Genomic DNA, 19,201 nt, shown 5'->3' with positions numbered 1-19,201 from the left:
TGCCGCCCAGCGTAGAAATTTTCACTTTACTCTTCGTTACGTCCGCCAAACAGATTTAAGAGACTTAGGAAGAGATTAATAAAGTTTAAGTAAAGTGAGAGTGCGCCGATAACCGCAAGTTTCCCTTCGCTTTCACCGTCTAAGGCAGACGCAGCCATTTCCTTAATGCGCTGTGCATCATAAGCCGTAAGCCCTGTGAAGACCAGCACACCAATTGCGCTAATAATCATATTCATTACAGAGCTGGTAATGAAAAGATTAACAACGCCTGCAATCACAAGACCAATAAGCGCCATAAGGAGCAAATTGCCCAAGCTGGAAAGGTCGCGCTGCGTGGTGAGTCCATAAAGGCTCATAATGCCAAAGGTGCCAGCAGTGATAAGGAAAACACCCGCAATAGAGCCTAAATTAAACACCATAAAAATGGTTGAGAGCGTAATGCCGTTAAGGGCAGAGTAAATGAAGAAGAGCGAAGTGGCTGCAACCGCTGAGATACGATTAATAAGCCCACTGATGGCAAATACTAAACCAAGCTCACCCAAAATTAGTACCCACATCACCCAGCGGTTTTGCAGAAGAAAGGAGCGAATGTCTGCCGTATCGGCGCAATACCACGCAACAGCGGCTGTCAGGGCGAGACCGAGCATCATCCAAGTATAGACTTGGTTGAGCACGCGCTTTTCGACAGCGGCAAGAGCCTGCGCAACTCCAGCGCGAGAAGAGAAAAGGACATTCTGCATAGCGATACGAAAAGTTTGGTTAAACAAATTTCAGTTTTCCAGCCTCTTTTACGCCTTGCAACAAAAATTGTTCATCAGGGCGTTCCAGCCTAATGCATTAGAGAATGTATCGACTAAGGTCGCGATCTTTAGCAATTTTGCTCAGTTTGCTTTCAACCATTTCTTTCGTTACAACCACTTTTTTGCTAGGTATATGCTCAGGCACATCGAACATTAAGTCTTCAAGCAAAGTGGTCATAATTGTGTGCAAACGTCGGGCGCCGATGTTCTCGACCGTTTCATTGACCTCAGCTGCAGTGCGGGCGATGGCACGAATACCATCTTCGGAAAATTCAAGCTCGACGCCTTCGGTTTTGAGCAGGGCTGCATATTGCTTGATAAGTGCATTTTCTGGCTGCGTAAGGATAGCGACAAAATCATCCTCCGTGAGGCTTTTTAGCTCTACACGAATCGGGAAGCGGCCTTGCAATTCCGGAATTAAATCGGAAGGCTTGGAGACATGGAAAGCACCAGAGGCAATGAAAAGAATATGGTCAGTTTTGACCATACCGTATTTGGTCATCACATTTGAGCCTTCAACGATAGGCAGAAGATCGCGCTGGACGCCTTCACGACTGACATCAGGACCACGACCGCTTGCGCCCCCTGCAGTAGCGACTTTGTCAATCTCGTCAATGAAAACGATACCCGTTTCCTCTACACGGTGGATGGCTTCCTTGATGACCGCGTCCATATCAATCAGCTTCTGAATTTCCTCTTGCTCCAGAAGCACGCGGGCTTCAGCAATCGTGACACGGCGTTTTTTGCGCTTCTTGGGCAGACCGCCAATAAGGTCTTGCACCATTCCGCCAATATCTTCCATTGCGCCGAAAGGCCCAAAGATTTGCATAGCAGGGAAGTTCTCGGACGCCAGTTCAATTTCAATAATGCGGTCTTCAAGTTTGCCAGAGCGCAGGCGCTCGCGCATTTTTTCGCGACTTCGACTGGTGGCGTGAGGCACACCTTCCGTGTTACTGTCTTGTGGCGTTTCTTCACTCTCTTCTCCGTTGGCGGACTTGCTGGTGTTGGGTAGCAAAATGTCTAAAATGCGCTCTTCGACCAATTGGGCAGCTTTTTCTTTGACCTCCGCAGATTTTTCTTGGCGCACCATATTGACAGCAAGGTCAACAAGGTCACGAATCATAGACTCCACATCGCGCCCAACGTAACCCACTTCAGTGAACTTAGAAGCTTCAACCTTTATGAAAGGTGCACCAGCCAGCTTTGCTAAGCGACGGGAGATTTCTGTTTTGCCCACGCCAGTTGGGCCTATCATAATGATGTTGTTTGGCATAATTTCATCACGCAGCGGGCCTTCGACTTTCTGTCGCCTATATCGATTCCGCAAAGCAATCGCAACAGAACGCTTGGCTTCATGCTGACCGATGATATACTTATCTAACTCCCGCACAATTTGATGCGGCGTAAGTTGCTGCATCTGACTCATCAAGTCCTGTTTGGGTGATTCACTATGCTTACCGTTCTGGAGGGCTTTTGCAGACTTTTCTTCAGTGAAGGTCTCGCTTGTTGACTTTCTTGCCATTGTTAAAGGTGTTCGTTTTGCAGTTAAATTGAGTCGTTGCTTCAGTTTCAGAGATGCTTACTGGGCTTTGTCTTAGAGTTCCTCAATTTTGATGTTAAAATTTGTGTAAATGCAAATTTCTGACGCAATCTTGAGTGATTCTTCCACAATTGTTCGGGCATCTTTGTTAGTTGAACGAAGCAAAGCGCGCGCAGCAGCCAACGCATACATTCCACCACTGCCGATAGCGACGATGTTGTCTTCTGGCTCAATGACATCGCCTGTGCCGGAAATGATAAGTGCGCGGTCAGCGCTCAGCACGGCTAACATCGCTTCCAAGCGGCGCAAATACTTATCGGTACGCCAATCTTTGGCAAGCTCGACCGCCGCACGCTCGACTTTGCCACTATGTGCTTGCAGCTTTTCATCGAAGCGCTCCAAGAGCGTCAGCGCATCGGCGGTAGCCCCTGCAAACCCAGCCAGAATTTTGCCGCCAAGCATTCGGCGCACCTTCGAAGTCGATTGCTTCAAAATGGTGCTACCGAGTGTCATCTGACCATCGCTGCCTAAGGCAGCTTTGCCGTCTCGCAAGACACCGATAACGGTCGTTGCGTGTAAATCTAAACGTCTTTTCACCGTTGGAAGTTATGCCTTCGTCGTTAATTGTGAAGTTAAATTTTTGTTGCGTTAAAGAGCCTAAAAGTTACGCAAATTCTCTGAGATTGAGTGGGATATTTTTATTCGCTGGCTTCCAGTTTTTTGCGTAACCGTGCGACAGGGATATTGAGCTGCTCGCGGTATTTGGTAACGGTGCGTCGGGCAACCTTGTAACCATGTTGCGCCAGCAACTCCGCTAGCTTATCGTCGGAGAGAGGTTTGCCAGATTCTTCTTTTTCAATAAAGTCCTTAATGAACTGCTTGATGACGCGGTTGGAAATCTCATCGCCTGACTCTGTTTCAACCGCCGCGCTGAAAAAGTACTTTAACTCCCAAATGCCTTTGTCAGTCTGCACATACTTGCCGTTAACGACACGACTCACGGTTGAGATGTCTAGTCCAGTATCTTCGGCAATGTCTTTCAAAATCATTGGCTTGAGCTTTTCAGGACCTACTGTAAAGAACTCATACTGTCGCTGCACGATAGCCGTCATAATCTTTTGCATCGTATGGCGGCGCATCTCAATGGCGCTGATGAAACCTTTTGCCGCTTCAATCTTCTGCTTGATGAACTCTTTGGTTTCTCGACTCTGTGATTTGCTTTCCAGAAGGTCTCTGTAGCGGCGGGAGATACGCAAAGGTGGCAATTGCCGCTCATTTGGCGTAACCATCACCTCGTTACCTTTGATAGTTACAATGAAATCAGGAATGATGTAGCGGGGCGCCTCGCTGGAGCCGCGAATCGGCTTAGGATTCAGCTTTTGAATGAACTGCACAGCGCGACGCAACTGCGCTTGCGTGATGCCTAAGTTTTGCATCAGCTTCTGGTAGTGCATCATCGTAAAGTCTGCATAGTGGTGTGTGAGAATTTTTTGCGCCAGCAAGCGGTCATCTTCGCGTTCATCATCAAACTCGCCAGCAAGAGCGTGCAACTGAATGAGCAAGCACTCCTGCAAGTTACGCGCACCGACCCCTGCAGGCTCCAACTCCCAAATTTTTGCTAAGACCTCTTCAATTTCGTGTTCAGACACTTCCACGCCCAGCATCAAGACTCCCTCGCGAATGACTTGCAGGGGACAGCGCAAATATCCATCGTTGTCAAGATTACCAATAATCTCTTCGGCAATCAGCATCTCGCGCTCGCTGAGTTCCAAGAGGTGAAGCTGACTGATAAGGTCTTCTCGCCAGTTTTGTTCGGCAACAGGCTGAAGGGAATCGGACTCATCGTCTGGTGTACCCAGCGGAGCGGTCTTGAAGCCCTCATCATCTTGCTCACGCAGATATTCCTCGATTTCACTCTCAAAAGCGGTTTCATCTTTAGCTTTGGGGTCAAGCACAGCATCAGACGATTCAGATGAGTCAGTGCCGTTCATCACCAGCTCTACAGGATCGACCTCCGTGGGTGGATCCGCAGGAGGGATATCCTCATCGGCTGCGGACAGCACCGTCATCTCTTCCGACTCTGTGCCTTCTTCAAGGGCAGGATTTTCCTCCAGCTCTTGTTTGATGCGATGCTCCAGCTGCAGCACAGGGAGTTGTAGCAGCTTGGTGTAAAGGATTTGCTGAGGACTTAGACGAAGCGTTTGAACTTGGCGCTGCGATAACCCTTGTGTTCCCATCATCGTGCCGCTGATTTATCGATTGAAATGTTTTGACTGAGCAAACCGAAGGAGCTTCTCTGCCCAGTTTTTGCCGTAAAGGCGTTCAAGTGCAGGCCGAACAAACTCAATGAGGGGCTTATGGAGTGCGGCGCCATGCACTCGACCGCCTTCGCATTCTGGAATCTGTGAGTAAATGAGGTAATCGGTGCCTAAGCGGGCACGCACGCGAATCGGATAAAGATGACACGAAATCGGCTTTTGAAAGTTCGAGACACCTTGCTCGAAGGCATACTCCAACATACAGCGTGCCGTGCCGTCTGCTTCCAGCTTTGCAAATACACACTCTTGCCCATCAACTGTCTGCAGATATAGCTCACCACGGTAGACCTCGTAGATGCCTTTCTTCGACAAAACCTCCAAATTTTTCTCAGGCAAAAAAGGCTTGACGGCCTCTAAGTTGGCTTCAATCTGCTCAATTTCTTTGGAGAGAACGGGTGCACCCTTTTCACCTGACACGCAACAAGCACCCTTGCAGATGCGCACATCACAACAAAACTGCGCCGTAAGCACATCTGGCTCAATAAGCACTTCGCCAATCGCAACGAGCGCAACATCTTGATTTGGAGACGACTTCATACCCAAAACGATGAGCCTTTTCGGAATCTACAAAAATTCGGGAAGACCTTAGCACGTAAGCAACAAACGTAGCAAATGTAGCGTGTGCTCTCCCCTGAATTTCGCTTGACAGCATTAGGCAAAGTGCGTTATCTACTCTAAGCTAATTTCAATCACTTTTTTGTTTTTCTCGCTTAGCATCTCAGGGGGTAGAGCACTGAGGATTTCAGCCTTCAATGCATCTAACATTTTTTCTTTCACAAAGTAGCGAAAGCTAACCAGCCCAATTTTTCGCACAGGCACAGGGGGTTTGAAGTAACGCACACGACGAAGCTGAGCTTTCGTTAAATCACGAAGCGCAAGGTAAGGCAACACCGTTACGCCTTCATTGATGTCGACCACTTTTTTGAGCGTCTCGATGCTCGAAGCAGAGAGATCTAAGCGATGTCGACTGCGTTCTTCGAGCTTCAAGCCACAGAGATTGATGACTTGATTGCGCATACAGTGTCCTTCGTCCAGTAGCCAGAGCTGGCTGACGTCTAAGTCGGCTGGGGAGAAATGCATTTTGGGGGACTGTGCATGTTTCTCAGAAAAGTAGATGACAAATTCTTCGCTAAAGAGCGGCTGTTCAATAAGGTCAGGATCGGAGAGAGGAATAGCTAAAATGCCCGCATCTAAGGAGCTATGCTTGATACGCTCAATGATTTCGCTCGTGGTCAGCTCACTTAGTTGCAGTTTAACCTCTGGATACTTCGCTAAAAAGTTTTTTAGAAAGAGCGGCAAAAGGTAAGGTGCAAGAGTGGGAATAATACCGATTTTGAGTTCGCCTTTGACCTGTGCAGTTTCTTCCTTAACAATCTCTTTGATTCGTGCGACTTCACGAAGCACAACTTTGGCTTGCTCAATGATTTTTTCACCAATGACAGTCGGCACAACGGGTTGCTTAGCACGGTCGAAAATCTTGACACCGAGCTCATCTTCAAGCTTTTTAATCATCATACTAAGCGTGGCTTGCGTAACGAAGCACTTTTCAGCAGCTGTTACAAAGTGCTTGTATCGCTCTACGGCAACGATGTACTCTAACTGTTGAAGGTTCATTGTGAGTATAGGTTTAGTATCAAAAAAATCTATTGAAAGATAGAAAATATCAATTTGATAGATATATGCACAACCAATACTTTCAGGGCGTCAGTTTTTGACGCCTTTGTTTATTCAAAACTAAACCTTGCACAGAGAGTTATGGAAAACATCATGGCTTCTTCGACCACAGCAAGCGCAACAAACGGCGCTTCGAAATGCCCCTTTACAGGTGCATTTCGCAATGGCTCTGCGGCGATTGGCACCAAGAATACTGACTGGTGGCCGCATCGGCTCAATCTATCTATTCTGCGTCAGCACTCGGAGCTGACCAATCCAATGGATAAAGGCTTTAACTACCGTGAAGCCTTTAAGAGCTTGGATTACCAAGCCCTAAAGCAAGACCTGCACAAGCTAATGACTGATTCGCAGGATTGGTGGCCGGCTGACTTCGGTCATTACGGTGGGCTGTTCATTCGAATGGCGTGGCATGCGGCAGGCACATACCGCATTGGCGACGGCCGCGGTGGCGCTAGCAAAGGTTTGCAGCGCTTCGCCCCAACTAATAGCTGGCCAGACAACCAAAACCTTGACAAAGCGCGCCGCTTGCTTTGGCCTATCAAGAAAAAATACGGCAGCAAGATTTCATGGGCCGACTTAATGATTCTGGCGGGTAACGTGGCGCTCGAATCAATGGGCTTTAAGCCACTAGGCTTTTCAGGCGGGCGTGAAGATGTCTGGGAGCCAGATGAAAGCATTTACTGGGGCGCTGAAAAAGAATGGCTAAGCGACAAGTATCGCTACTCGGGCAACCGTGAGTTGGAAAATCCGCTTGCCGCCGTGCAAATGGGATTAATTTATGTCAATCCTGAAGGGCCAAACGGCAATCCTGACCCTATCGCTGCAGCCAAAGATATTCGTGAAACGTTTGCACGAATGGCAATGAATGATGAAGAAACTGTGGCACTCATTGCAGGCGGACACACATTCGGCAAAGCCCACGGCGCTGGGGATAAGTCGCTGGTCGGTCCCGACCCTGAGGCAGCCCCAATTGAAATGCAAGGCTTAGGCTGGGCAAGCAAATATGGCACTGGAAAAGGCCCTGATACCATTACTAGCGGCTTAGAAGTGACTTGGACACGCACACCGACTAAGTGGAGTCACGATTACTTCAAGCATCTTTTTGAGTATGAGTGGGAACTGACGAAGAGTCCATCAGGTGGCTATCAGTGGGTTGCAAAGAACGCCGAGCCGGTCATTCCTGATGCATATGACCCGAACAAGAAGCACCTACCCACGATGCTCACGACCGACCTTTCGCTGCGCTATGACCCCATCTATGAAAAAATTTCTCGCCGATTCTATGAACATCCTGATGAGTTCGAAAAAGCCTTTGCACGCGCTTGGTTCAAACTGACGCACCGCGATATGGGGCCAAAAATCCGCTACATTGGTCCTGAAGTGCCTGAGGAAGAATTCATCTGGCAAGACCCAATTCCACCCGTAAACTACAAGTTGGTCGAGGAGCACGACATCAAGGCGCTCAAGGAGAAGATTCTGTCCTCAGGTCTCAGCATTGCGCAACTGGTTCGCACAGCGTGGGCGTCGGCTTCAACCTATCGTGATTCGGACAAGCGCGGTGGAGCAAATGGCGCACGCATTCGGTTGGCTCCGCAACGCTACTGGGCAGTCAATAACCCCACCGAGCTTTCACACGTCTTAGGCATTTTGGAAAAGATTCAGCAAGAATTTAACAGTGCGCAGACCGATGGCAAGAAAATCTCACTGGCTGACTTGATTGTGCTAGGCGGCTGTGCAGCTGTAGAGAAGGCAGCCAAAGCAGCAGGGGTAGAAATTACTGTGCCATTTGCGCCCGGACGCAACGATGCTACACAGGAGCAAACCGATGTGCAGTCGTTTGAAGTCTTAGAGCCTTTCGCCGATGGCTTCCGCAACTACCTCAAAGCCAAGTCGGTAGTGCCAGCGGAGCACTTGCTGGTCGACAAAGCACAGCTTCTGACCCTCACAGCACCAGAGATGACCGTGCTGGTGGGCGGTATGCGTGCGCTCAATGCGAACTACGATGGCTCCAATCTTGGCATCTTTACAACTCGCCCTGAGGTGCTAACCAATGACTTCTTCGTCAATCTGCTGGATATGAGCACCGAATGGCAGCCTGTTGATGAATCGCGTTACATCTTTGAAGGACGCGACCGCAAGACAGGACAAGTAAAGTGGCGCGCCACGCGGGTCGATCTCATCTTTGGCTCAAATTCCGAGCTGCGTGCGTTAGCGGAAGTCTATGCCTGCGATGATGCGCATGAAAAATTCGTGCGAGACTTCGTTGCTGCATGGACAAAGGTGATGAACCTCGACCGCTTCGATCTCCATATGCGCTAATTTGAGTGCTGCTCCTCGTTCTTTTCAACTTGCGCTGTCAAACAAAGGCTGTTTCCTATTTCGGCGGGAAGCAGCCTTTCTTTTTTTCATCATTCTCAGATTTGGGGCACTGGCAACACCGAAAACTTTATCCAGTTTGTTAGATTTGCAGGTTCAATCCTTTGACCAAAGCAATGAAAAAATATCTTGCGCTTTCACTGCTGACAGTCCTCGCTGTAGTGCAGTCTTGTGGGCCGGAGAGCAATCCATCAGCGCCTCAAGTGCCGCGTCGCACGATTGGTGCGTTCCGCCTGCTGGTGCCTGCCAAAGATTCACTGGTGGTCATGAGCCAGCGCGATACGCTGCGGCTGGTGTGGGAGTCAGCTCGCTTCGAGCTAGGCGGCGTGATTAAATACACTGCGGTACTGGACTTGGACACAAATTTCGACAATGGTCGAGTGCTCAGTGTAGAGACGACAGCGGAAAGTTTGCTGGTCTCTGGTGATTTCCTGCGTGCCCTGCCCTCATTTCAAAACAATTCGCCATACTTCTACACGGTCTTTGCCAGCAATTTTCGTGATACCTTGCGCTCGGTCGATCGGAATCAATTTTTTCTACGCATTGAGTAAATGATTGCAAAAAGCGTACTAAATGCGCTTCGTGAAATCGTCGGCAGAGAAAATTATTTGGATTCGGAGCTGGATAAGCTGCTTTACTCCTACGATGCCACGCCGATGCTGCGCCAAAAGCCTGAGGCAGTCGTCATCCCGCGCACGCCCGAAATGGTATGTAAGATTATGCAATTAGCCAATGAAGCACGCTTTGCGGTGGTGCCACGTGGTTCGGGTTCTGGGCTTTCAGGTGGAAGCGTGCCTGTGCCAGATAGCATCGTGCTGCTTTTTCCACCGATGAACCGCATTTTGGAGATTAACGAAGCAGATTTTACCGCAACTGTAGAGCCCGGCGTTATCACTGCAGTGCTGCAAAAGGCAGTAGAAGAAAAAGGCTTGTTTTATCCGCCTGACCCGGGCAGTGCGACCATTTCTACCATTGGTGGCAACATTGCCGAGAATGCGGGGGGCTTGCGGGGCTTGAAGTATGGTGTGACCAAAAACTATGTGCTGACGCTTGATGTGGTGTTGCCATCAGGTGAGCTAATTACGCTGGGCTCGCGTTCCATCAAAGATGTGCAGGGCCTAAATCTCAAAGATGTCTTTATCGGCTCTGAGGGCACATTAGGCATTTTCACCAAAGCTACTTTGCGGCTTTTGCCGAAGCCTGAAGCTTCGAGAGTCATTGTGGCGTATCTGGATTCGCTGGCTAAAGTGGGCGAATTCGTAGTGGAAGTGGCGCGCGCTCGCATTGTGCCAGCGATGTTTGAATTTTTAGACCAAACCACCATTCAAGCCGTAGAGGGCTATGCGAAGATAGGGCTACCAACGGATAGTGCGGCACTGGTGCTGATTGAGTTAGATGGGCACAAGGCGGTGGTGGAAGAAGAAGCACAAACCGTTTTTCAACTTGCGCAAAAGCTGGGGGCACGCTTTGTGCGTGCAGCGGAAACTGAAGCCGAAGCTTCGCGCCTCAAGCTGGCACGCAAGTCCGCTTTCTCGGCATTAGCGCGCCTAAGACCTACGACCATTCTGGAAGATGCAAGCGTGCCACGCTCAGCCTTGCCCGATATGTTGGAGCTGGTGCAACGCACTGCCAAAGCCCATCAAGTGTTGGTCGGAAACTTTGGTCATCTTGGCGATGGCAACTTGCACCCGACATGCCTCATTAGCGAGCGAAATAAAGATGAAGTGCACCGCAGCGAGTGTTTCTTTGAAAAAATCTTTGATGCAGCCGTGCAATTTGGTGGTACCATTACGGGTGAGCACGGCACAGGGCTGGCAAAGAAAAAGTTTCTCGAAAAAGCTGCAGGTAGCACGCAAGTGGAAGTGATGCGTCGCTTCAAAGCCGCCTTAGACCCTCATAGCGTGCTGAATCCCGGCAAAATCTTTGACCCAAGCACATTTTTCAAGTCCAAGTGTGAGCGTCGTGTGTCCTTACCGGCTCAATAGTGACAAAAGAGCTTGCCAACCGTGGCAGTGTGCAAGCGACACTGTTGTGAATTGTTTTATTAGACAATGTTCGGCATATTTGCGCACTCACGCTGTATGGACGCTACTAAAACGCTGTGCAACCATAGATTCAGATGCAGCCGTTGCGAGCTACTGCCGCTTTTGCCGTTCTACTAGGGTGTCTACTTGGCGGCGCGCCAACACTCTGGGCGCAGCCTGAAGCCTACAGCCACCCCGAGTTACGCTGGCTGACGATTGAGACCGAACACTTTGCAATTCACTACCACGAAGGCGCTGAGCGCAGCGCAAAGGTCGCGGCGAAAATTGCAGAGGAAATTTACAAGCCAATTACCTCACTGTATCAGCACGACCCCGGCAAAGTGCATATCATTATCAAGGACACAGATGACTACTCCAACGGTGGCGCATACTTTTTTGAGAACAAGATTGAAATCTGGGCGCCAGCACTGGAATTCAACTTGCGCGGTCAGCATAATTGGCTACGCAATGTCATCACGCATGAATACACGCATATTGTCTCGCTGACCGCAGCTCAGAAATTTGGGCAACAAGTGCCTGCCATATACTTGCAAGTCTTTGGCTATGAGCAGGTTCGCCGTCCAGACATTCTCTATGGCTTTCCAAATCTTGTGGTATCCTACCCAATTGCAGGTATCAATGTCCCATTTTGGCTGGCGGAAGGTGTGGCGCAATACCAACGTCCTGAGCTGCGTTACGACACTTGGGACACACACCGCGATATGATTTTGCGCACGCTAACGCTCGAGCACAAACTTCTGGACTTCGACCAGCTTTCTAACTTCAGCTCTAAGCGCAGCATTGATTTTGAATTTACCTACAACTCTGGCTTTGCACTGGCGCGCTTTCTGGCTATGCGGTATGGCGAGGAGAAACTGGCTGCGCTCTGCAAAAACTTTGCCTCGCTGGGCACGCTCAATATGCATGCTGCAGTGGAGCAAACCTTTGGCAAGCCGTCCAGTGAAATCTATCAGGAATGGCGCACATATCTCGAGCGAGACTACCAAGCCCGCATTGCGCCTGTGCTGGCGCATCAAGTTGAAGGCAAAATCATTGAATCGCGTGGCTATGCGAATCTCTACCCGGTCTTTTCACCTGATGGCAGCCGCCTCTACTACATCTCCAATCTTGGTGCAGATTTCGGCGGACATAGCGTGCTAACGCGCCGCCTATACGGTGATTCACTGTGCTCAGAGGCCATGCCAACCGTCCGCAAATTGACGCAACTTTACGCAGCAGGAGAGCGTGAGCCACGCTTTTCGCAGTGCAAAGTGTGTGCACGACCGTTTCACCCGACCAGTCTGGATGTGCTGCAAAGCGGCGTGTCGTCGCGTTTGGTGCTTACCAAAGATGAGCGATTTCTCCTCTACTCTCGCTACACAGGCACAAACTTTCGCATTCAAAAGTATAACGACCTTTTCGTCTATGATTTGCACACACGCCAAGAGCGTCGCTTGACTTACCAAGCACGGCTGGAAATGCCTGCGCTCTCACCAGATGAGACGCGATTTGTCGCCGTGCACCAGCGCGATGGCACGCAGAATTTGGTAGAAGGCAATTTCATTCCAGATGCGGACGGCGACAGCGTAAAACTGGCAATTCGCCCACTCACGCACTTCTCGAATGGCGAGCAGGTACAATCGCCACTTTACTTGCCCGATGGTAAGCACCTTGTTTTCGCATTAGGCGTTAAGAATTCACGCCGATTGATGCTGCTTGAACTTGCAACAGGTGCTCTGATGCCGCTCACTGATTCTCTTGATGTGCCCGAAGACCTTGACGAGCGTGATGCGGCGCTTTCGCCCGATGGCACATTCCTCTACTTTGCAAGCAATCGCACGGGCATTTTCAACATTTATCGTATGCACCTTTCGACACATAAAGTGGAACAGATGACAAATGTGGTGGGCGGTGCATTTATGCCAGCAGTCAACCAGTTTGGCGACCTTGTCTATTCGCTTTTCACCGCCGATGGCTACAAAATTGCTTTGATTAAGCAAGCCGAACCGATTGCTTATCCGAATGCGCAGTATGTCAGAGTGCCAACCCCAATTCCAGCAGCGAGCACATTGCAAGAGCACAGCGAAGCGGAAACGGTGGAGCAAGCACTGGCATCACTGGTTTCGGCAACCATGCAAGGGTCGCAAGCATTGTCTTCGCAAAGGGCTGTAGCCGCGCAGCTATCGGACTATGATGATCGCAAAGTCCCTAACTTTAAGTCGACCGAATACAGCACTACTTTCAGCACGTTGTCTATCTTGCCGCTTCTGCGCTTTGATGGCTATGCCCGAACACAAGGCAGCTTTCTGCGTGATGTGTGGCGTGCAACGAAACTTGGCGTCGCATTTGGCTCATCGGAGCTGTTAGGACGTCTGAGTTTCTTCGGTTCGCTGGCGATGGCGCCCGGCTCTGGCGTCTCAGGGGGCGCATCAGGATTAGCTGGGCTCTTGGAGCTGGAGCGTGACGCACTGCTTTCGTTTGAATACACGGACCAGAACGTGCTGCCGCCTGCCTTTCTACCACGTCTGTCGCTAGACATCTACCATCAAACGCGCAATGTGCAAGATGGCGCGCAAATCAAAATTGGGATTGATAGCGCCACTGCAAATGTCTTCTACACGCTAACGCAGTTCGATCTTTCGCTGCGTTTCCGACTACCGATTGAGCACTGGCTGTTTCAAGCAAGTCAATTTCGGCTCACTTTCTCGTTCAGTCCGTATAGCTCAAAAGTCAGCGCATTTTTCTGGCAACCACTTGGACAAACCTTGCCAGCCAGCTCTGAGACCTACTTTATCGGTCGCACGCTGACATTTGTCTGGAACACAGATTTGCGTGCTCGGACAACCCACGCCGCCATTAACCCAATCGGCTTTTTCTCCCGCATTCGATTGGATTATGAGCATAGCAGCTTGCAAGATTCACTGGTGTTCAGCGAAAGCGCAGGTCGCTTGATTCCACAGTATCAAACATTTTCCTTTTTGCGGCTTACGACTGACTTCAATTTTTACTTACCGCTTCCTGCTTTCAATCCAAACTTTCGCCACACACTCTCCTTGCGTGCTTATGCCGCCCTGAACTTCACGGGGCGAGAAACAAACATTTTCTTCCACAATTTTATCTCAGGGCTTTTGGGAATGCGAGGTTACGAATACTTTGCAATCGGGGGCGACAAGGCGGCATTTCTCCACATTGAGTATCGCTTTCCGCTTCTGGAGCGTATCAACTGGCAGGTGGCACAGTTCTATTTCGATAAGCTCTATCTCTCCACATTCTTTGATATTGGCACAGCGTGGTCGCAAGGCGGTGTGCCTGCTCTCTCGGCATGGCGGCGTGACATTGGCTTTGAGCTGCGCTTAGAAGCACCATCGTTCTACATTTTCCCAACACGGCTATTTGCCAGTGCCACATATGGTTTGGACCGCTTCTCACAACCGTTGCGGCAAGGTTTCTTTACCGCCGATGGCAGCAATTTTGTCACATATGGAGGGCAATGGATGTTCCACTTTGGGGTGCTCTTCGAGTTTGATTTTGTCTCTGACCGCAGTCCTGCGCGTCTATGTCCGATGCCTTAGCGCGCAGGGTCTTCTCCTGCTGCTTTTTCCACAAAGTAGATGTGTGTGCCTTTCCGAATAACTTCCAGCTTCGAGTTAATTACCACCTTCCTGCCTGATTGGAGACAAAGTAAGTTAGTAAGGCTTTGCAATTGCTGCGCTGTTGGAGAAAGGCCAAACTTTTTCAGCGCGCGCTTAAAAAGCTCCTTTTGCTCAAATAGGGTCAGTTTCTGCAAGGTTTTGACCTCAAATGCATTGTGTGAGAGTGAAAGACCTTTTTTTCGGAGGAGAGTCTCAATGTGGTGTTCTACAAACTCCGAAAGCTCTGCGGCATTTTGTGACAGGCGTAAAAGACTGGGCACAAGTTTGTGCTCGAAGCGCTGTTCAAGGAGCGGTATGACTTTGTGGCGAATGAAATTGCGGTCGTAGTCTATGTCAAAGTTGCTGCGGTCAATGCGATAAGGCAAGTGGCGTGCATGCAGGTATTGGAGAAGCTCATAGCGCTCGAAGGGAAGCAGGGGGCGAAGGATATGTGCGCGCCGCTCTGGAATGCCGCCCAGTCCCAGCAGCGACGCACCACGAAAGAGATTGAAAAGCACCGTTTCGGCATTGTCGTTAGCTTGATGAGCTGTAACAAGCGTATCGTATCCGTGCTCTTGCATGACGCGTTGAAAAAAGTCGTATCGCAGGTTTCGGGCAGTCTCTTCGATTGAAGTTTTCTGGGCTTTGGCAATTTCTGCAGTGGCAAAGCGTTCCACAAAGAAAGGGATACCGTGACTGGCGCAAGTTTTTTGACAGAACCGCTCATCAAGCAAGCTAGCACGGGCACGCAATTGAAAATTGCAATGAGCAGCGCCCAGCTCCACTTTCAACACGGGGCGCACAGCAAGCAAGAGATGCAGAAGCGCTGTGGAGTCTGCCCCGCCTGAAAAGGCAACCAGCACCCGTTCACCTTTTTCAAAAAACTTGCGCTTCTGGCAATGCTCCAAAAATTTTTTCTCAAAGGCAAGCATGCAGGTTTGAGCGATTTCTCTTACTTTTGCGCCAGATTTTTTACGGCATTGTCAAAATGATTACGCCATTCGGCTACTCAACTATTGCAAAAGTGGGCATTCTCTCTTTGGTGCTGTTTGCAAGCGCATGGGTGTTGCCCGCAGCCATCGCGCTGTTCTCGGTTGGCACAGGGATTTTTCTGCTGGTTTTCACGCTCCAATTTTTCCGAGACCCTGAGCGTATTCCACCAAAAACTGACCGCGTGATTCTCTCGCCCGCCGATGGCACGGTTGTCCTTATCCAAGAGATTGCGCACGATTTTTTTGCAGGACCAGCAAAGCAAATCAGCATTTTTATGTCGCCCTTAGATGTGCATGTCAATCGCAACCCGATTTCGGGCAAAATTACGCATCTGCGCTATATCTCTGGTGAATATCTCGTAGCATTTCAGCACGATTCAAGCGAGCGCAATGAGCGAACAGAAATTGGCATTGAAAACGAACACATCAAGGTCTTCTTTAAGCAAATTGCAGGCTATGTAGCACGCCGCATTGTGTGTAACCTGCAACTTGGCGACACGGTGAAGATCGGCGAGCGCTTCGGAATGATTAAGTTTGGCTCCCGCGTCGATGTCTTACTGCCGATGTCTGTGCAGCTAAGAGTCCAGCAGGGGCAGCATGTCAAAGCAGGGGAAACTATTCTCGCCGAGTATGGGGGTTCTGAAGAGGGATAAGTGGAAATCGCTTCAGGTGAAGCGTGGCGCTGCAGGCAATTTTCTATGGCGAGAAGAAGATATTTTGGGGCGTATCGCGTCGCTCAATGCGAATGTCACGCAGTTGAGGCGCTTTGACATTGATTTGCAGGAAGATGCTGCTAAAAGCGCCAATCGGCACCCAATTAACGCTCATCTCCCAGCAGTGAAAATCCCGATTAATTTGAATTTGAGGTGCGGCAAAACGGCGCTCGCGAATCGAATAAGACGCGGTCGCAGTGACTTTCCAATTTGGCGTCGGCGTAATGCCTATTTGCCCGCTAAGAATCGCATCCAGTTGCAACGGTTCAAGTGGATTGATTTGCGTGGCACTGAGGTTCGCATTGAGCGACAGGTTCCAAGGAATGTCGTAGTCGACATTGCGTCCAAGTGCTAAACCACCTAAGTCGTTAGGTAAGATAGTTGCGCTGGCATTTTGTAGTTGCGGTTGGGTGGTATCCGCAAAGGTTTGTCGTTGTGGGTTTGGTTGTCGCTCACCAGAAAGGTTGGTGGAAAATTGGAGCGAGGCTTGTGTCAGCCGCAAGACTCCTTTGCCATCGTTCCATAGAAAACGGTTAAGGCGTTGCCCTGTGCTATCATTGAAGCTATAAAAGTCAAATGTGGCGCTGGCGTTAAGCGAAAGGGCAGGAGCGAGTGTGTTGCTTTGCGCCGTAACTTGCAAAGGAGCGAGATTGAATTCTGTCGCCGCAAAGTTGTAGCCTGTCGAAAGCCCCAAGTTCAGAGCTTGAATAACTTTTTCGTTGCGAGCAGGGTCATCAATTGGCTTGGTGGTGTCAAGAACGGCCACCTTCATTTCAAAGATGTTCTGCACATTGAGGTTAATAGATTGGCTGGCGCTGGGCACGCCGCTAAAAAGCGCTCGTTCGTAGCGATTGTAGCGCTGCACTCTGCCAAGCGTGTCGACAAAAGTAGCAAAGTTGCCGAACTCAGGACGCTGAAAGTCGGGGTTGTAGACAAACGAAATATTTGGCTGCAGGGTATGACGCACAGCTTTCAAGCCGATGATGTCCTCAAGAAATGGCGTAAAGAGCGTGCCAAAGAGGCGTGAGCTGACGCCAGCTGAAAGCGAGTAGGTGGTAAAACCTGTAAGACCGCGTCGCTCAACAGTGGTGTCGCGCCGTGTGGTTGGACTGATAAATTTCTGCACCGTGCGGTCAATGAGAAAAGTGCTGAGGTTTAAGCCAAAGTTGAAACTGGTGGTGTAACGCGGCAAAACCAGCGAAAAGCTAATAGGGTATTGAAGCTGTGCGCCCGACTTTTCTTGGTCGGGATTAAACAAACCGATTCGCTGCGCATTTTGATACTGTCCATTTGCTGTGAAGTTCGCAGCCAGCGTGTATTGTAAGCCGGGCACGATTTCCTGCTGCACATTAAAACCAAACTGCGTGCTTGCATTCACGTTAGCAGAAAAGGTCGTATCGGTGTTGTTCAGCGTGCCGCTCACATTGAGGTTAGGCGCTAAGCCAATTTGCTCCAAAAATCCTCTGCCAGTGCTTTTGCGAGGACGGAAGGGAAAGAACTGGATTTGGTTAAACGCAAACGAGACGCTATTGGTCAGGTTAGTTTCGCGTAGGTTTTGTGTGCGTTGATAGCCGATGTTAATGGTGCGCTCATTTTCGCCAAAAGTCTTTTGAAAGGTGGCGCTCGAAGTTGCTTGCTGGCTCAAAATGTTCTGTGGGTTAAAGGTTTGCAAGCTGAACTGGCTGCCGCTTACGAAGTTAAGGTTGGCTGAAAGCGACATAGTGGGGTCAAAGGTATGCGTATGCTGAATACTTAAATTCCACTGGTCGCTTTGCCGAAAATCAGGGTCGCCCGTTTCGTTGAAAATCAGTCGCTCAAACTCAGTTTGAATACCGCCTTGAAAATCGTAGCGCTTGACATAGCGCAAAGCACCGCCCAGTCGCCAGCTACCGCGAAAGCCAATATCGCCGACAATGCGTGCATCAAGGTAGTCGTTAATCGCAAAGTAGTAGCCACCTTGCGCTAAGTTCCAACCCTTAAAATTGTCTCGCCCATAGCGCGGCACAATGATGCCTGACGACCGACCGCCACGCGTGGGAAAGAAGGCAAAAGGCAACACAAACACGGGTACATCTTCAATGTAAAGCACAACTGGACGTGCAATCACACGGTCGCCCGGAATGATTTTCATCTGGCGGCAGTAAAAGTAAAAGTGCGGAATAGGGTGGTTGCAAGTAGTGTAGAAGGCGTCTTCGACATTCAGCTCCCCCGTCGCCTGCCGCTTAATAGTAGCGCCACGATAAATGCCATTGTCGATGACGGTTTCCACATACTTCACCTTGCCGCGCTTGGTTTTGAAGTTGTAGCTCATTGTCTCGGCATCGTATTCGCCTGTAGGGTCTTTGAATTTCGGATTTTTAATCGGCTCACCTTGTTCATCGTAGAGGCTTTTGGCTGTGAGCGTATAGGTCTCTGGCTCCAGCACGACCTCAGGCGCATAGAGCTTGAACTCTTGATAGTCAATTTTAGCATCGCCATACAAGCGAATTTCCTTGCTAACCAGATCGAAGACAACCGAATCTTTCGCTGAGTAAAAAACAATAGTATCCAGCTCGCCAGCACGCGCTTTGGCTTCTTCAATTGCGAAAATAGAGTCAAGAATTGCCAAAGTAGCACGACCAAAAATGCGTGTCCCAATAGGTTGAGCAACCGTAAGCGCAGTATCAATCAGCAAGCGGATATTAGGAGCAGGCAAAGGCAATATCGGCAAAGCTTTAATGCGACTTACCTGACGCTGCTCGCGTAAGGGCAGTGGCTTTTCACGAGGAATCTCTCGGGGCTTTTCAAGGCGTAGGCGCACCGTATCAGCTTGTGCAGTCTTTTTCTTCTGGCTGGGAAGGCTAAGTGGAGCTTTTGCCGATTGTTTTAGTTTGGTGGTATCAGGTATTACCGAGAGGCGTGAAGGTGTATCGGAGCGTGCAGCTTGAGCAAGTTGAGCGGGCAGTGCGCCGACTGTATCAGCCTGCGCAAGGCGAGCAGTATCCAGTGGCGTGCGAGAGGTTCGCAAGGAATCTTTCGGCGGTAAGGCACGCAGCGTGTCGGGCAAAACCTGTGTTTTGCTTAGCTCGCTCAGCTTACAGGCAGAAAAGCTGGCGACAACGATACTTATCACGAGCAGCGTAGGCAACAGGT

General features: G+C 49.8%; 13 protein-coding genes. 5 read left to right on the top strand and 8 right to left on the bottom strand.

Translation table 11 applies throughout. The annotated features are described in order from the left end of the window. Positions 1-26 precede the first annotated feature (26 nt). The 6 genes from NZM05_01035 to NZM05_01010 form a co-directional block, all read right to left on the bottom strand. Positions 27-740, bottom strand: a complete 714-nt coding sequence (locus NZM05_01035) for a Bax inhibitor-1/YccA family protein (protein ID MCS7012201.1) — start codon at positions 738-740, stop codon at positions 27-29. Positions 741-837: 97 nt separating this feature from the next. Further along, positions 838-2,217, bottom strand: a complete 1,380-nt coding sequence (gene hslU, locus NZM05_01030) for an ATP-dependent protease ATPase subunit HslU (protein ID MCS7012200.1) — start codon at positions 2,215-2,217, stop codon at positions 838-840. A 177-nt stretch (positions 2,218-2,394) separates the two neighbouring features. Next, complete coding sequence (gene hslV, locus NZM05_01025) at positions 2,395-2,937, bottom strand: ATP-dependent protease subunit HslV (GenBank protein ID MCS7012199.1); 543 nt, start codon at positions 2,935-2,937, stop codon at positions 2,395-2,397. Between the two features lie 101 nt (positions 2,938-3,038). After that, positions 3,039-4,580 carry an RNA polymerase factor sigma-54 gene (gene rpoN, locus NZM05_01020; GenBank protein MCS7012198.1) on the bottom strand — a complete coding sequence of 514 codons (1,542 nt, stop codon included), beginning with the start codon at positions 4,578-4,580 and terminating at the stop codon, positions 3,039-3,041. 12 nt (positions 4,581-4,592) lie between these two features. After that, a complete protein-coding gene (locus NZM05_01015) occupies positions 4,593-5,195 on the bottom strand; it encodes a DUF3109 family protein (GenBank protein MCS7012197.1) in 603 nt (200 codons plus the stop codon). Positions 5,196-5,327: 132 nt separating this feature from the next. Further along, positions 5,328-6,272 (bottom strand): LysR substrate-binding domain-containing protein, encoded by a 945-nt coding sequence (locus tag NZM05_01010; GenBank protein MCS7012196.1) that lies wholly within the window; start codon positions 6,270-6,272, stop codon positions 5,328-5,330. 141 nt (positions 6,273-6,413) lie between these two features. Here NZM05_01010 and katG point away from each other — a divergent pair, with 141 nt between their 5' ends. From katG to NZM05_00990, 4 genes are all read left to right on the top strand, one after another. Beyond that, positions 6,414-8,651 (top strand): catalase/peroxidase HPI, encoded by a 2,238-nt coding sequence (katG, locus tag NZM05_01005; GenBank protein MCS7012195.1) that lies wholly within the window; start codon positions 6,414-6,416, stop codon positions 8,649-8,651. 173 nt (positions 8,652-8,824) lie between these two features. Then, complete coding sequence (locus tag NZM05_01000) at positions 8,825-9,259, top strand: SusE domain-containing protein (protein ID MCS7012194.1); 435 nt, start codon at positions 8,825-8,827, stop codon at positions 9,257-9,259. Continuing rightward, positions 9,260-10,693 carry an FAD-binding protein gene (locus tag NZM05_00995; GenBank protein MCS7012193.1) on the top strand — a complete coding sequence of 478 codons (1,434 nt, stop codon included), beginning with the start codon at positions 9,260-9,262 and terminating at the stop codon, positions 10,691-10,693. A 134-nt stretch (positions 10,694-10,827) separates the two neighbouring features. Then, complete coding sequence (locus NZM05_00990) at positions 10,828-14,304, top strand: hypothetical protein (GenBank protein ID MCS7012192.1); 3,477 nt, start codon at positions 10,828-10,830, stop codon at positions 14,302-14,304. Here the strand turns inward: NZM05_00990 and tilS are convergent. Beyond that, positions 14,301-15,296, bottom strand: a complete 996-nt coding sequence (gene tilS / locus NZM05_00985) for a tRNA lysidine(34) synthetase TilS (GenBank protein MCS7012191.1) — start codon at positions 15,294-15,296, stop codon at positions 14,301-14,303. The two genes, NZM05_00990 and tilS, sit on opposite strands and share 4 nt — an antisense overlap. 56 nt (positions 15,297-15,352) lie before the next feature. Between tilS and NZM05_00980 the strand changes: the two genes are divergently transcribed. Beyond that, on the top strand, positions 15,353-16,009 hold the full coding sequence (locus NZM05_00980; protein MCS7012190.1) for a phosphatidylserine decarboxylase: 657 nt from the start codon (positions 15,353-15,355) through the stop codon (positions 16,007-16,009). A gap of 43 nt (positions 16,010-16,052) precedes the next feature. Here the strand turns inward: NZM05_00980 and NZM05_00975 are convergent, their stop codons facing one another. Then, the gene (locus tag NZM05_00975) at positions 16,053-19,196 is read right to left on the bottom strand and encodes a putative LPS assembly protein LptD (protein ID MCS7012189.1); all 3,144 of its coding nucleotides are present in this window, start codon (positions 19,194-19,196) and stop codon (positions 16,053-16,055) included. Between the last annotated feature and the right edge of the window lie 5 nt (positions 19,197-19,201).

This window comes from Chloroherpetonaceae bacterium (assembly GCA_025056565.1).
Taxonomy (GTDB): domain Bacteria; phylum Bacteroidota; class Chlorobiia; order Chlorobiales; family Thermochlorobacteraceae; genus Thermochlorobacter.
Note: the sequence above shows the minus strand (reverse complement) of the source record. Positions and strands in the feature narration are given on the sequence as shown.

What these genes read in the sequence shown, in the direction of transcription:
- NZM05_01035 (MCS7012201.1), bottom strand. Translation starts at nt 740, where the DNA reads ATGCAGAATGTCCTTTTCTCTTCTCGCGCTGGAGTTGCGCAGGCTCTT.
- hslU (MCS7012200.1), bottom strand. Translation starts at nt 2,217, where the DNA reads ATGCAGCAACTTACGCCGCATCAAATTGTGCGGGAGTTAGATAAGTAT.
- rpoN (MCS7012198.1), bottom strand. Translation starts at nt 4,580, where the DNA reads ATGATGGGAACACAAGGGTTATCGCAGCGCCAAGTTCAAACGCTTCGT.
- NZM05_01015 (MCS7012197.1), bottom strand. Translation starts at nt 5,195, where the DNA reads ATGAAGTCGTCTCCAAATCAAGATGTTGCGCTCGTTGCGATTGGCGAA.
- NZM05_01010 (MCS7012196.1), bottom strand. Translation starts at nt 6,272, where the DNA reads ATGAACCTTCAACAGTTAGAGTACATCGTTGCCGTAGAGCGATACAAG.
- katG (MCS7012195.1), top strand. Translation starts at nt 6,414, where the DNA reads ATGGAAAACATCATGGCTTCTTCGACCACAGCAAGCGCAACAAACGGC.
- NZM05_01000 (MCS7012194.1), top strand. Translation starts at nt 8,825, where the DNA reads ATGAAAAAATATCTTGCGCTTTCACTGCTGACAGTCCTCGCTGTAGTG.
- NZM05_00995 (MCS7012193.1), top strand. Translation starts at nt 9,260, where the DNA reads ATGATTGCAAAAAGCGTACTAAATGCGCTTCGTGAAATCGTCGGCAGA.
- NZM05_00990 (MCS7012192.1), top strand. Translation starts at nt 10,828, where the DNA reads ATGCAGCCGTTGCGAGCTACTGCCGCTTTTGCCGTTCTACTAGGGTGT.
- tilS (MCS7012191.1), bottom strand. Translation starts at nt 15,296, where the DNA reads ATGCTTGCCTTTGAGAAAAAATTTTTGGAGCATTGCCAGAAGCGCAAG.
- NZM05_00980 (MCS7012190.1), top strand. Translation starts at nt 15,353, where the DNA reads ATGATTACGCCATTCGGCTACTCAACTATTGCAAAAGTGGGCATTCTC.